Here is a 12,809-nt window from a genome sequence, read left to right as displayed (position 1 = left end):
TGGTCGCTCTGGCGACGAGCACATCAGGCAACTGCACAACGAGCACACATCAAATCAAAAACGCAACTGTAATGCTAGTTTCGGGAAACGCCTCACGAACCCATGCTGTCAACGTTGCACGGCCGGGATAGCCCAAGGCGCGCATGGTTGCAGAAACACAACGACCATGCGTGCGGTAGTGCTCAACAGCCACTTCCTTCTGCGCCTGTGTGAACTTAGGGGCTCGGGGCGCAAATCCTAAACGCAGATCAAGATGGTGCTCATATTCCAGGTACCAGCCCTTCAAAGCATTCTTGCTTGGATAGCCCAACTGGCGAATAGTCGCTTTCGGGCGCTTGCCCAGCTTGATGTAGAGCGCAACTGCTCGCATCCGGTCTTCGTAGGAATACATGAACTACCTCCCTGATAGTCCAAGTTTTCGTCCGCACCCCCAAGGGGTCACTTCTCAGCGGCAATCAACACCTACAACAATGAACGGCCCAACATGGGCATCGGCGGCATTACACCCGCACAGAAACTGAAAAGGGCCGCGTGAATTCTATGATCGAGCCCCGTTAAAAACGGGGGGATTACCAGCAATTCGAAATCGGTTAAATCAAAACGCATCATCACTGCCTCCAAATCAATGGAGACAGTGAACCATAAGCAGCTAAAACTGCAATAGAATATACGGGTATGTGACCTAACATAACGGGAGCATGCCAAGCTAATTGAGTCTATTCTAGGATCAGTTTTTTTCAGCTATGGCGCGATTAAAGCCTTCAATCACCTTGGAACGGTTGGCGTTGATTTCATTCCAATTTGGCAGAGAAAGGCTCTTTACACTACCATCTGCACCCCACGGCATTTTTTGCTTCGCATTGTCAGACAATTCAATGTCCTTCGTGGCTGGGCCAACGAAAATGCGCTCGGACATGCATTTTGCGGCTTCCTTGCCCATAGCAAAATCGATGAATTTCTCCGCTGCTTCTTTGCGTGGGGTGTTGGCAACAAGATGCAAACGGATGTCGCCACCGATTGCGCCCTCCTGAGGCACGACGAATTCGATCGGCAGATTTTGGTCGCGCATCGCAAATACGGAGCTTGCATAATGCGCGCCAGCAATGACTTCCCCGCTCTGGAACAAGTTGGTCCCGGCACCGGCCGTGTCAAAATATGCAGCAACGCGCAATTTCTTGATGTCTTCCAGAACCGGGCCGATTTCGCTAAGTGGAGTGCCTTTGTGTTTGGCGAGTTCAGCCAGGAAAGGCACGCCCATCGCATTGGCCGGACTTGGGAAGGTCACAGCACCTTCATATTCCGCGTCCCACAGATCGCTCCAGGATTTAGGAGGCGTACTAACCTGATCCTTGTTGTAGGCCAGGCCAAGCGAATAGAAACCAGTGCTGAGAGCGAAAATCTTGCCATCAGCATCCTTATAGACGCCTTCCTCGACCAATCCGGCTACACCGGGGATTTTCTCTACGTCGATACTATCAAGTACACCTTGCGCGGCGGCTTGCTCGGAAACACCACCATCCAGCCATACCGCATCCAGAACGGGGGCATCCTTCTGTTGCAGCAATTTGCTCAGTGTAACGCCCGAGACGCCCGGTTCAGGCGTTACCTTAATACCTGTCGCTTCAATGAAGGGGTCAATGATACACGCCTGTAAGGCAGCACCCCATTCGCCGCCATAAGTGGCAACGGTAATGGAAGACTGCGCCATTGCTGGCGCGCTTAGACAGCCAGCTGCAAGCGTGGCCATGACAATTTTTGCGAATTTTTGTTGCGTCATTCCGAAACTCCCCTTTTGTGTTGTATCATTCGGGAGGCATATTAAGTATTGTGAACACGGGAACAGCAAATTACAATTGATTTATCTGGGATAACTTCGAGTTATGAACGTCAGACAACTTGAAGCCTTCAAGGCCATAATGGAGCTTGGAAGTTTCACGCGCGCGGCCGAGAAACTTCACCTCACCCAGCCAGCGGTCAGTAAACTGATCATGCTTCTCGAACATAAATGCGGGTTTCAATTATTCCACCGTCAAAAGAACGGTGTGATCCCCACAGCCGAAGGCGAAATGCTTTATTCCGAGGTTGAACGTGTCTTTTTGGGACTGGAATCCATCTCTGCCCGGGCGCGGGCGATCAAGCAATTCGATTTCGGCGAAATTGACCTTGCCGTATTTCCGTCGCTTGGCACCCGCGTATTACCGCTGATTCTTGCCAGTTTTCTTGAGAAGAAGCAGATCAAGCTCAATCTGACGAGTCGTAATTCATGGCTATTAGTGGATCGCGTCGCCACGCAAGGCATCGATGTTGGTTTCGGCATGGCCAGAACCGAGCGCCCCGGTGTGCAATTTTCCCACCTTTGTTCAATGCAAGCCGTGTGCGTTCTGCCCCCATGGCATCCTCTGGCAGAAAAGGACACAATCTTCGTGCGCGACCTGGAGAATGAAAAATTCATATCTCTGGCCGAAGAAGACGGCGTTCAGGTGGCGATTGACCGCGCTTTCAGTGAATATGGGGTAAAACGTAATATCGTACTCAAATCACAGCTGTCAGAAAGTATCTGTTCGTTCGTTTCAGCAGGCCTTGGCGTTGCGATTGTCGATCCGATCAGCGCAGTCGGCTTCACCCGAGCCGAACTCATAGTCAAACCGTTTCTCCCTGTTATCAAACAGGATATTTGGGTGATAACCCCGAGTTTTCGCGAAGTATCGTTGGGGACGCAGGCCCTTATAAAGCACGTCAGAACCGCGCTCCCTGCCAAGATAAACGAGCTTACGGAAGCCATGGCTCCCGCTTCTAGGCCTTAGCTGGGCCAGACATATCGAAAAGTTATGTGTGACTTAATATTAGAAATTTGATTTCCTTTGTCATGCTGCGCATCCTTCATCAAACAGGAAATACTTCTTGTTCATTATGGAAGTACTCCCAATAATAGTTTGATTGAATGGAAGCTTGTCATGGGAACGAGTAGAACTATTACAGTTCTAACGCCAACGGGTACGTTGGGCTATGGGTTCGGTGCTGAAGCACTTTCACGGGGAATGGAGCTGGGGCCTCAGGTCATCGCCGTTGATGCGGGCTCGACCGATCCTGGTCCTTCTTATCTCGGGTCAAACGAGCCTCTGGTGTCAGACTTCGGAATTCGCCGTGAACTGAAGCAATTGATTTCTGCAGGTCACAAGGCTGGCATTCCGGTTATCGTCGGTAGCGCCGGCGGGGCGGGAACTGGTGCACAAGTCGATCGCACGGTAGCCCTCGTACGCGATATTGTTGCCGAACTCGGGATTCACATCAAATTGGCATGGATTTATTCCGATATTCCGATCGAACGCGCGAAAGCTGCTGTTCGCGCTGGCGAAATAGTCGACTTTGAAGTCGGCTCGTCCTTAACGGAAGAAATGCTCGATGGAACCTGCAATCTGGTTGCACAGATGGGGCATGAGCCTATCTGCCAAGCGCTTGAAGCCGGTGCAAATGTAATCATCGCTGGCCGTGCTTGCGATGACTCAGTCATCGCTTCATATCCAATCTGGCGCGGGGCCGATCCGGCGCTCGCCATTCACATGGGCAAGATCCTCGAATGCGGTGCTTTCTCGGCTGAACCATTTGCTATGGATGTCATGCTGGGTACGATCCATGACGAACACTTCGTTCTTGAGCCCGGCAGTGTTAATCGCCGTGCGTCGGTGAAGTCGGTCGCCGCCCACTCCCTTTACGAGCGCGAGAATCCATTCTCCCAAGGTGGCCCCGGCCATATTATGGATCTTTCCGACTGCGCGTTCGAGCAGATCAATGAGCGTCAGGTCAAAGTCACCGGCGCGAAAATTTCTGATACTGAGGATTATTATATCAAGCTCGAAGGTGCCCGTCTGGCCGGCTATCGCTCGATCTGCATCGCAGGTCTGCGCTGCCCGACACTGGCCGGTTCCATCGAACGCCTTCTGGAAGAAATACGCGTAAAGGCGCTCGACTATTTTGCTCCTGAAAAGCTGACCATCACTTTCCATCTTTATGGCCGCAATGCAGTCATGAAGGAGCTGGAACAATCGGCTCCTTCGGGTCACGAACTGGGTCTTCTGATTGATGTCGTTGCAGATAATCAGGAAATTGCACATGCTGTCTGTCACTATATCAGCGGCGGCCTGCTGCATTACCATTACCCGGAAGTCGTCAATCCGTCCGGCAATCTGGCCTTCCCTTATTCTCCCTCCGATCTCGACACCGGCCCACATTACGAGTTCAGTGCATATCACCTGATGAAGGTGGCGTCACCAACCGAGCTCTTCCCCGTTCATTTCGAGGATTTATGAGATGACGAACCGCCCACTGTATGAAATAGCCGATATTGTCCGCAGCAAAAATGCTGGCCCTTATCGCATTACATTTGATATTATCTTCACAGATAAAAGACGTTACGAGGCCGTCCGCGACAGCGAGGCAATCACGCCTGAATCTGTTGCCGCCGCCTATGGCCTGGATATTTCGCAAATATCGTCTTTCTTCAAGATCGATCAGGCTATGGCGATGAAGATAACGATTAAGCGCCCAATCGCGCAGGGTGCTGCCGGTGATGGCGACATGTATGGTTGCCAACATCACGTCCCCCTGATGAATATTCCGGTACCAATAACCAACATCAAGTGTGACAATGGCTAATTATATAGACGTCAGAAATCTTACCAAGCGCTACGCCGACTATGTCGCATTGAACGACGTGTCCATCGGAATCGCAGAGGGCGAGTTTCTGGCGCTTCTTGGGCCAAGCGGCTGCGGGAAGACCACGCTCTTGAGATCGATTGCCGGTTTCGTCGAGAACGTATCGGGCGAAATTTTCATTGACGGCAAATCGATGCGTAATCTGCCCCCTAATCGACGACCGGTAAACACCGTATTCCAGAACTATGCGCTGTTTCCGCATATGACGGTTGCCGATAATGTCGCTTATGGTCCCCGCCGCAATGGTGCGGGCCGCGGTGCCGCAGCGGCGCTTGCCGAAGAAAGCCTCGCTACCGTTGGTATGCTGGATTTCATGAAGCGTTATCCGACGCAGCTTTCCGGCGGACAGCAGCAGCGCGTGGCGCTTGCGCGGGCGATCGCGAACCGCCCAAAAGTCTTGCTGCTTGACGAACCGCTCGGTGCACTCGATCTGAAACTGCGCAAGCAGATGCAGATCGAACTGAAGGCGCTGCAAAATCAGCTTGGCATGACGTTCATCTTCGTTACCCACGATCAGGAAGAAGCATTGGTGATGGCCGACCGCATTGCGGTCATGGAGGCGGGCCGCATTGTTCAAATCGGATCCGGTGAAGCTATCTATCACAAGCCTTTAACGCGTTATGTCGCCGGCTTCATCGGCGATGCCAACCTTATCGATTGCCATGTAAATAAAGACGGTATTCTGGAAACCGTCGATGGCAACATTGCATTCCCTATAAGCCACGATGCCAGGAATGGTGCTACCGTTACTTATCTGGTTCGTCCAGAAGCGATTACTGTCAGCATTGAAGCATCGGTATTGTCGGCGGATAGGGTGAGCTTGCAGGCCGTGATCAAGGACATTGTATTCGTTGGGAATGCGACACGCGTCTATGCGGAAGTGAAGGGACAAATCTTTACGTGCCAGTTCCCGTCTTCTCTACAGACAACCAGCCTCAATAACGGTCAGCCAGTTCATATCAGCTGGCACCGTGATAGCGGACAGGTGTTATCACAATGAGAATAAAGAGCCTCTGGGCCGTAATCCTCATAGCCATGCCACTGGCTTTTATGGCGGCATTTTTTCTGGTGCCGTTTCTGTTCAGCGTCGTGGCCAGCCTGCAGACCCCCGAAGGCGAATGGACGCTGGGCAACTACCAGAAAATAGTCGCGGATAGCTATTATCCCGGAATTTTCTATACGACGTTCAAACTATCCTTGATCGCCACCGTCGTATCCTTTTTCATTGCCTATCCAATCGCCTATTACATCGTGAACATGGTGAAATCACGTAATCTACGGCGGTTTTGCTATGTTCTTGTCATCATGCCGCTGTTTACGAGCAACATCGTCCGCTCTTTCGGCTGGCTGATCCTTCTAGGACGACAGGGACTTGTAAATCAGGCTCTGGTTGCCCTGGGTCTGGCAGACAGGCCAATCGCAATCTTGTTTACAGAAACTGCGATCATCATCGGTCTGGCCTATATTCTGGTGCCGTTCATGGTGCTGACAATCGCAGCCGTTCTGCAAACCATTGACCGCTCACTTGTGGAAGCATCGCTTGATCTCGGCAGCAGCCGCCTTGCGACATTCTTCAACATCACCCTGCCATTGAGCCTGCCGGGAGTGATCGCGGGTTCGCTGATTGTCTTCACCCTTGCCGTCAGTGCCTATGTTGTCCCTGCGATTATGAGTGGCGGGCGTATTATTGTGGCTGCGATGCCGATCTTCGACAACTATTCCACGCTGTTCAACTTCAACTTTGGCGCAGCGCTGGCCGTATCGCTCCTCATTGTAACCCTTATCCTCATCACGCTGTATCTGCTGTTCATTGAACGCGGCAGCGCTAAAGCTGCGAGGCGGTCATGAGCATAATCGATCGTATCGCGCGCATGGGCGTCATCCTTCTTGCCTGGGCGGGTCTTGTCTTCCTGACCCTCCCTCTAGTGATAATCATTGCAACGTCGTTCACCGAGACCCAGTTTCTGGCCTTCCCGCCAGTCGGCTTTACCTTCAAGTGGTATGGTGAGTTTCTTAAGGACACGTCCTATCTGGAATCGATCTGGACGAGCGTCGCCATCGCTGCCCTCGCCACCGTTCTGGCGATCGTCATCGGCATTCTGGCGGCCTTGGTTGTCTCGCGCAGTGACATGAAGGGAAAACGGATCGTCAGCACAGTCTTCATCGCGCCGCTCATCCTCCCCACAATCGTCATTGGTGCAGCCCTCCTGCAATATGCCAATGCCCTGGGATTTGCGCGCAGCTTCTTTGCATTGGTTGTTGGGCATACAGTTATCGTTGTGCCTTATGTATTGCGCACGGTACTCGCTTCACTCGAGCGCTTTGACCAGTCCCTTGAAGAAGCCAGCCATGATCTCGGCGGAACGGCAGTTTCGACCTTCTTTCTGATTACCCTTCCTATCATCAAGCCCGGTCTCGTTGCAGGCGCGCTTTTTGCCTTCATCATCTCGTGGATCAACGTCGAGCTTTCGATCTTCAACGCGACCGCAGACTTGATGCCGATCCCGGTCAAGCTTTTCAACTACGTCCAATATGCGGTCGATCCAATGCTGGCGGCTGTCTCCGCTACAACGATCTATGTCGCGATCATTGCGGTCATTGTCCTCGACGTGTTCGTCGGCATCGACCGGGTGGCAGCATCACAGAAGTAATAAAATAAAGGGAAACTCATAAAATGTCATCCGTTTCGGAAAACGCTGAAGACACTTCAGCGCTGGGGGACATCCGTGTGCTTGAGCTCGGCTCCATGCTGGCCGGACCGTTTGTCGGTTCTCTGTTGGGCGACTTTGGCGCTCAGGTGATCAAGGTCGAAAAGCCCGGCAAGCCGGACGCCCTTCGCGAATGGCCACCGCACAAGGACGAAGTGCCTCTGTGGTGGAAATCCATGGCTCGCAACAAGCATGCTGTGACGCTGGATATTTCCCGTCCTGAAGCACGCGACGTTGCACTGAAACTGATCGGCGGAAGCGATATAGTCATCGAAAACTTCCGTCCCGGCACGATGGAACGCTGGGGGCTTTCCCCACACGAGCTGCGCGAAGAATTTCCGCATATCATCTGGGTGCGCGTCAGCGGCTGGGGTCAGACCGGCCCCAAGTCCCTGGAAGGCGGCTATGCCACCATCGCTGAAGCTTTTTCCGGTCTTTCTTCTTTCACCGGTTACCCGGATAAGGGCCCGATGGTTTCAGCCTTTCCGATGGGCGATTATCTCGCAGGCGTTTTTGGGGCTTTTGGTGCTTTGGCAGCACTGCATAACCGCACCAAGACCAGTCAGGGTCAGATCATCGATGTGGCGCTTTACGAACCGATCCTGCGCATCATCGAGTCCCTTGTCGTGCGTTATGACCAGACAGGTCACGGCAAGCCTCTTCTTGGCAACCAGATGGAAGAAGACGTTCCGCGCAATGTTTATGCTACGGCGGATGGCGGCGCGATTGCCATCAGTTGCGGGTCGCAAAGCATCTATGAAGGTCTCGCCAATGCAATGGAGCGTCCCGATCTTATCAGCGACCCGCGTTTCCTGACCATGGCATTGCGGGTTGAACATCGCGATATCGTCGATGCGGAAGTAGCTGCCTGGATGAAAGCCCAAACTACGCAGGACGCTCTTCAAAAACTGCAAGAGTTCCGCGTGGTTGCTGGCAAGGTCAATACAATCGAGGATGTTTTTACCGAGCCGCATATAGCTGCGCGTAAAGCCATTGAAACCATCGTTGACAGCCAGCTTGGCCCCATCCGCATGCCCGCCCCGACACCTAAACTGTCGGACACGCCTGGAAATATTCGCTGGGCCGGCCAGATGCCCGGCGACGCAAACGAAGAAATTTTCGGCAAGCTGCTTGGCATGAGCAACAACGAAATCGACGCACTTCGCGCACAGAAAATCATTTGAGGGACATATGAAGCGTGACAGCCAAATCGGCATCATAGGCTATGGTGCCACCGCATATGAGAAGAAGACCAGCCGTTCGCTGTTCTCTTTCCTATCCGAAGCGGGCCGAAAGGCTCTCGACTGTGCAGGCCTGACCTTTGCGGACATCGACGGTCTCGCAATCAGCTCGTTCGAGCTGCCGCCAGATAACACCGTCACTGCTGCCGAACAATTCGGCATGTCCATTTCCTGGGCCTATCTGGGAACCGCCGGTAGCGCTGGCCCGGTGGCCAGCATCATCAATGCCGTCCATGCTATCGAAAGCGGACAAGCAACGACCGTTCTTTGCATTGCTGGCGACAATTATGACGTCGGTGGTCATTTCAAGCTGATGGATAATTTCAGCCGCGGCTTACGCAATTACGGTACGCCGCTCGGTTTTGGCGGTGCAAACGGTCTGTTTGCAATCATCCAGCGCAAGCATATGGAAACATATGGCACCCGCGTCGAAGATCTCGGCCGTATCTCGGTTGGGCAGCGCAAGAGTGCACAGCAGAATGAAGCTGCTCTGCTACGTGGTCCCATGACCATTGAAGACTACATCAACTCGCGCATGATCGCCGATCCTATCCGCCTTTATGATTGCGTGCTGCCTTGTGCGGGTGCGGAAGCCGTTATCGTGACTTCGCTCGACCGGGCCCCTGCCGGAAAGGGCGTGAGAGTGGTGACAGGCTATGAGCGCCACAATCATCCGCCGATGGAAATCGCACCCCTTAAAGGAGGCTGGGAAACCTTTGCCAGCAAGCTTTATGCGGACGCCGGATATGGCCCCGAGGACATGGATTTCGTGCAGCTTTATGACGATTACCCGATCATGGCTGCAATCCAGTTTGAAGATCTCGGATTCTGCGCCAAGGGCGAAGTCAGTAAGTTCCTCGCTGACAACACGTTTGATTGGGAAGGTTCCATGCCACTTAATACGGGCGGCGGACAGCTTTCTTGCGGACAGGCAGGCATTGCCGGTGGTTTGCTGAGCGTGACGGAAGCGGTTCGTCAGTTGCGTGGGGAAGGTGGTGGCCGTCAGGTCGCAAATGCCACTCGCGGGCTTGTCGCCGGTTACGGCATGGTCGGTTACGGCCATGGTCTTTCAGCAAGCAGTATCATTCTGGAGGCTACGCGATGAGCCAGACATACGATTACCCCGTTCCATTTGAAGATGAAGACAACCGCGCATTTCTGACCGCATGGCGCGAAAAGGGTGAAATCCTGTTGCAGAAAGCGGCTGGTGGCGGCAAGCCGTTCTTCTATCCGCGACCTATCTGCCCTTATACGGGATCTGCAGATCTCGTTTCTCTTATTTCCAGCGGCAAGGGACGCATCGTGTCTTATTCGCTGGTGCTTCGCCCGAACCACCCCGCCTTCAACGATGAAGTGCCGATCATCATGGCCGAAGTTGAATTGGAAGAAGGCGCGACCATGCTTGCGCGCATCATTTGCGATGATGCATCGAAGATAGCCAGTGGCTTTGCCATTGAAACCCTGCCGCGCGATCAGGCAACCCGCTTTCCGCTTCCAACTTTCCGTCTTCAGAGGCAAGTCGATGCATAAAGGCATTCGCAGCTATAGTGACGCCGATGTTACAGCGCGCCTTAACTGGTCTGCCTTGATAACAACAATGGAAGCTGCGTTCAAACGCGGCGCCGAAAGCCCCCCTCGTCCGCATTATGATATTTGTGTTCCCGGTGAGCCGAACGGCACATTGCTTTTAATGCCTGCCTGGGCCGAAGGCCACCACATTGGCCTCAAGACTGTTACGGTATTTCTAGGTAATGCCGTTCGTTCAGAACCCAGCATTAACGCGCAGTATCTTTTGTTCAGTGCGGTAAACGGCAAGCTCGTTGCAATTCTGGAAGGCGGAGCACTGACAGCACGGCGCACCGCATCCGCATCTGCGTTAGCCTCAAGATATCTCTCGCGCATCGATGCAAAACGCCTGCTCATTGTAGGCACGGGTCGACTGAGCACTAATCTTGCCCAGCGCATGCATCGGTACGTGAGATTGACGATATTATCGTTTGGGGCAGAAATTTTACTAAGGCGAAAGCCATTGCCGATGAACTTATCACACAAGGCTTGCCGGGAAGAGCTTCTGACGATTTGGAAGTAGAGGCACGCGCCGCGGACATCATTTCGTGCTGCACATTATCGCGTAAACCGATCGTCAAGGGCGCTTGGCTTAAGCCGGGATCGCACCTTTATCTGGTTGGCGCGTTCACACCGCAAATGGCGGAGGCGGATGACGAAGCGCTGCAACGCGGTTCGATATTCGTAGACACGGTTGAGGGTGCGCTTCAGGAAGCAGGCGAATTGGTTCAAGCAATCAAACGTGGCGCAATAGAGCCAAAAGATGTCCAAGCCAGCTTGTTCGAATTGACCCGTAACGAGCATAAGGGTCGACGCAACGATACGGAGATAACTATTTTTAAATCGGTTGGGTGTTCGCTCGAAGATCTAGCTGCGGCGGAGCTGTGTGTCTCTTGACTGGATAACCCATCCCAATGAAATTGCCGCCTGTTGATGGACCATTACCCGCCAATACCTCTGCAGCGTGGGGGATTCCGATTTTCTATGCAGTGGCGGTGTTGGCGCGCACATCTGTCATTGTGGTTATCCCAACTTTAGCCTTTCGTTATCTCGGGGAGGCGAGCCTTGTCAGTGCGATCTATTTCATCGCGAGCGTAGGTGGATTACTTACCAGCACGGTACTTCCGGCGGTTCTGAAGGCCATAGGTCCCTGGTGGTTAACGATTGGGGCCGGCTTAATGGGAGGCGTGTCCGGAATACTGTTTACAGTGCCTGGCAGTGTGCCGCTTACCCTCGGGCTGGCGAGCTATTTTCTGATGGTGCAGCTTTTTGAAACCGCCTCAAATATATATGCCCTGAACATGATACCCCGACGTTCTTTGGCTCGTTTTGAACCACGTCGCATAATGCTAGCAGGTGCTGCTTATGGCATTGGTCCGTTAATTGGTACATTTCTACTGCGACATGGTCCGGAGTGGTCTCCTTTTGCAATAAGCGCCGCTTGTGCATTTCTGGCACCATTCGTGTTGGTGTTCTTGGTCGATAATGTCCGAACCCCTATGATCATGCCTATTGCTTCAACAAAGCAAGAATTCGCTATTAAACAATTCCTGCGCCAACCGCGCTTACGCCTCGCCTGGGTTCTGGCGATTGGACGTGCGGCATGGTGGCAAGTATTTTTTGTCTACACACCAATACTTATCGTTGCAGCAGAATATGACCCATCATATACGGGAGCAATCGCTGGTATCGCATCTGGCCTGCTGCTACTTAGCCCAATTTGGGGGATGTTCATGCGGCGCATCGGATTGCGCCGCTATTTAACCGTCACATATGCGGTATGTGGCATTGCGACTGCTATTGTCGGTTTTGTTACTGAATGGTCATTCACATGGGCAATCATCGCTCTGATGTTTGCCGCGCTTGTAGCAAGTGGAATTGATAGCGCTGGCAACGCACCTTTCCTGCGTTCCGTCAAAAACCGTGACCGGCTGCGCATGGTGCCAATCTACAATACATATCGCGAGATATCTCAAATCATTCCGGCAGCGATCTTCACGATTGTTCTGATGTTTCAAAGTGTGTCGCAGGTGTTTCTATGGGTAGGCTTATCGCTACTCATATTGTCATTTTACTGTAGGAATCTACCCCGCAGAACATAGTGCGACGTCCACAACCATCCCCTCCGAACGACACCCGTCGCTCACTGCATGGGGGGAAGTTAGAGGTGGTTCGGTTTGTCTGAACAGTTTCGGGCGTTTCGTTAAGTGGATTTCCGCCGCGATTATGCCGCCACCATCATTGGTGTCAGCGCGTTGAAGTAGACCTGATCCGGCGTCTGCCGGTCAAGGGATGAATGTGGGCGTCGGCTATTGTAAAAGGTCAGATATCGACCGATGCCGACGCGGGCCTCAGACACGGTCTTGTAGGCGTGGAGATAAACCTCCTCATATTTGATCGACCGCCAGAGCCGCTCGACGAAGACATTGTCCCGCCACGCGCCCTTGCCATCCATCGAGATGGCGACTTCCGCCTTCTTCAGCACGGTGGTGAAGTCAATGGACGTGAACTGCGAGCCCTGGACGCCCTTCTGTTTGTCAAGCGACGATCCTGGTTTGATTGATCTGCTTCTGGCGACGCA

General features: G+C 53.0%; 12 protein-coding genes and 2 pseudogenes. 11 read left to right on the top strand and 3 right to left on the bottom strand.

The features are described 5' to 3' along the window. Positions 1-79: 79 nt before the first annotated feature. Positions 80-391 (bottom strand): annotated as a pseudogene (locus DKP76_RS18545) (IS3 family transposase); the annotation flags it as partial. 336 nt (positions 392-727) lie between these two features. Continuing rightward, a complete protein-coding gene (locus tag DKP76_RS18540; RefSeq protein WP_109708132.1) occupies positions 728-1,777 on the bottom strand; it encodes an ABC transporter substrate-binding protein in 1,050 nt (349 codons plus the stop codon). A 103-nt stretch (positions 1,778-1,880) separates the two neighbouring features. Between DKP76_RS18540 and DKP76_RS18535 the strand changes: the two genes are divergently transcribed. From DKP76_RS18535 to DKP76_RS18485, 11 genes and pseudogenes are all read left to right on the top strand, one after another. After that, positions 1,881-2,804, top strand: coding sequence for a LysR substrate-binding domain-containing protein (locus DKP76_RS18535; RefSeq protein WP_109708131.1), 924 nt, complete (start codon positions 1,881-1,883; stop codon positions 2,802-2,804). A gap of 129 nt (positions 2,805-2,933) precedes the next feature. Next, positions 2,934-4,307, top strand: coding sequence for an acyclic terpene utilization AtuA family protein (locus tag DKP76_RS18530; protein ID WP_199224862.1), 1,374 nt, complete (start codon positions 2,934-2,936; stop codon positions 4,305-4,307). A gap of 1 nt (position 4,308) precedes the next feature. After that, on the top strand, positions 4,309-4,653 hold the full coding sequence (locus DKP76_RS18525; RefSeq protein WP_109708129.1) for a DUF4387 domain-containing protein: 345 nt from the start codon (positions 4,309-4,311) through the stop codon (positions 4,651-4,653). Beyond that, positions 4,646-5,713: an ABC transporter ATP-binding protein gene (locus DKP76_RS18520; RefSeq protein ID WP_109708128.1), complete on the top strand. Its 1,068-nt coding sequence runs from the start codon at positions 4,646-4,648 to the stop codon at positions 5,711-5,713. Before DKP76_RS18525 ends, DKP76_RS18520 begins: the two co-directional genes overlap by 8 nt. Beyond that, entirely contained in the window at positions 5,710-6,561 is an 852-nt protein-coding gene (locus DKP76_RS18515; protein WP_109708127.1) for an ABC transporter permease, read from the top strand. Before DKP76_RS18520 ends, DKP76_RS18515 begins: the two co-directional genes overlap by 4 nt. Next, entirely contained in the window at positions 6,558-7,364 is an 807-nt protein-coding gene (locus DKP76_RS18510) for an ABC transporter permease (protein ID WP_109708126.1), read from the top strand. Before DKP76_RS18515 ends, DKP76_RS18510 begins: the two co-directional genes overlap by 4 nt. Before the next feature lie 23 nt (positions 7,365-7,387). Next, on the top strand, positions 7,388-8,605 hold the full coding sequence (locus DKP76_RS18505) for a CaiB/BaiF CoA transferase family protein (protein ID WP_109708125.1): 1,218 nt from the start codon (positions 7,388-7,390) through the stop codon (positions 8,603-8,605). A 7-nt stretch (positions 8,606-8,612) separates the two neighbouring features. Then, complete coding sequence (locus DKP76_RS18500) at positions 8,613-9,767, top strand: thiolase family protein (protein WP_109708124.1); 1,155 nt, start codon at positions 8,613-8,615, stop codon at positions 9,765-9,767. After that, complete coding sequence (locus DKP76_RS18495) at positions 9,764-10,192, top strand: Zn-ribbon domain-containing OB-fold protein (RefSeq protein WP_109708123.1); 429 nt, start codon at positions 9,764-9,766, stop codon at positions 10,190-10,192. Before DKP76_RS18500 ends, DKP76_RS18495 begins: the two co-directional genes overlap by 4 nt. Beyond that, a pseudogene (gene lhpI / locus DKP76_RS19905) lies at positions 10,185-11,125 on the top strand (bifunctional Delta(1)-pyrroline-2-carboxylate/Delta(1)-piperideine-2-carboxylate reductase). Before DKP76_RS18495 ends, lhpI begins: the two are co-directional and overlap by 8 nt. 17 nt (positions 11,126-11,142) lie before the next feature. Next, entirely contained in the window at positions 11,143-12,330 is a 1,188-nt protein-coding gene (locus tag DKP76_RS18485; RefSeq protein ID WP_109708122.1) for an MFS transporter, read from the top strand. A gap of 122 nt (positions 12,331-12,452) precedes the next feature. On the opposite strand, the gene DKP76_RS18475 is transcribed toward DKP76_RS18485, so the two are convergent. Beyond that, positions 12,453-12,809 (bottom strand): integrase core domain-containing protein (locus DKP76_RS18475; RefSeq protein WP_245410293.1); only part of this gene is annotated, 357 nt, incomplete at its 5' end.

Source organism: Falsochrobactrum shanghaiense, from assembly GCF_003149535.1.
GTDB classification, from domain to species: Bacteria; Pseudomonadota; Alphaproteobacteria; order Rhizobiales; family Rhizobiaceae; genus Brucella; species Brucella shanghaiense.
This window is presented reverse-complemented; position numbering and strand designations above follow the sequence as displayed.

Bases quoted from the DNA above. Each gene is read 5' to 3' on its own strand.
- DKP76_RS18540 (WP_109708132.1), bottom strand. From the start codon at position 1,777: ATGACGCAACAAAAATTCGCAAAAATTGTCATGGCCACGCTTGCAGCT.
- DKP76_RS18535 (WP_109708131.1), top strand. From the start codon at position 1,881: ATGAACGTCAGACAACTTGAAGCCTTCAAGGCCATAATGGAGCTTGGA.
- DKP76_RS18525 (WP_109708129.1), top strand. From the start codon at position 4,309: ATGACGAACCGCCCACTGTATGAAATAGCCGATATTGTCCGCAGCAAA.
- DKP76_RS18520 (WP_109708128.1), top strand. From the start codon at position 4,646: ATGGCTAATTATATAGACGTCAGAAATCTTACCAAGCGCTACGCCGAC.
- DKP76_RS18515 (WP_109708127.1), top strand. From the start codon at position 5,710: ATGAGAATAAAGAGCCTCTGGGCCGTAATCCTCATAGCCATGCCACTG.
- DKP76_RS18510 (WP_109708126.1), top strand. From the start codon at position 6,558: ATGAGCATAATCGATCGTATCGCGCGCATGGGCGTCATCCTTCTTGCC.
- DKP76_RS18505 (WP_109708125.1), top strand. From the start codon at position 7,388: ATGTCATCCGTTTCGGAAAACGCTGAAGACACTTCAGCGCTGGGGGAC.
- DKP76_RS18500 (WP_109708124.1), top strand. From the start codon at position 8,613: ATGAAGCGTGACAGCCAAATCGGCATCATAGGCTATGGTGCCACCGCA.
- DKP76_RS18495 (WP_109708123.1), top strand. From the start codon at position 9,764: ATGAGCCAGACATACGATTACCCCGTTCCATTTGAAGATGAAGACAAC.
- DKP76_RS18485 (WP_109708122.1), top strand. From the start codon at position 11,143: ATGAAATTGCCGCCTGTTGATGGACCATTACCCGCCAATACCTCTGCA.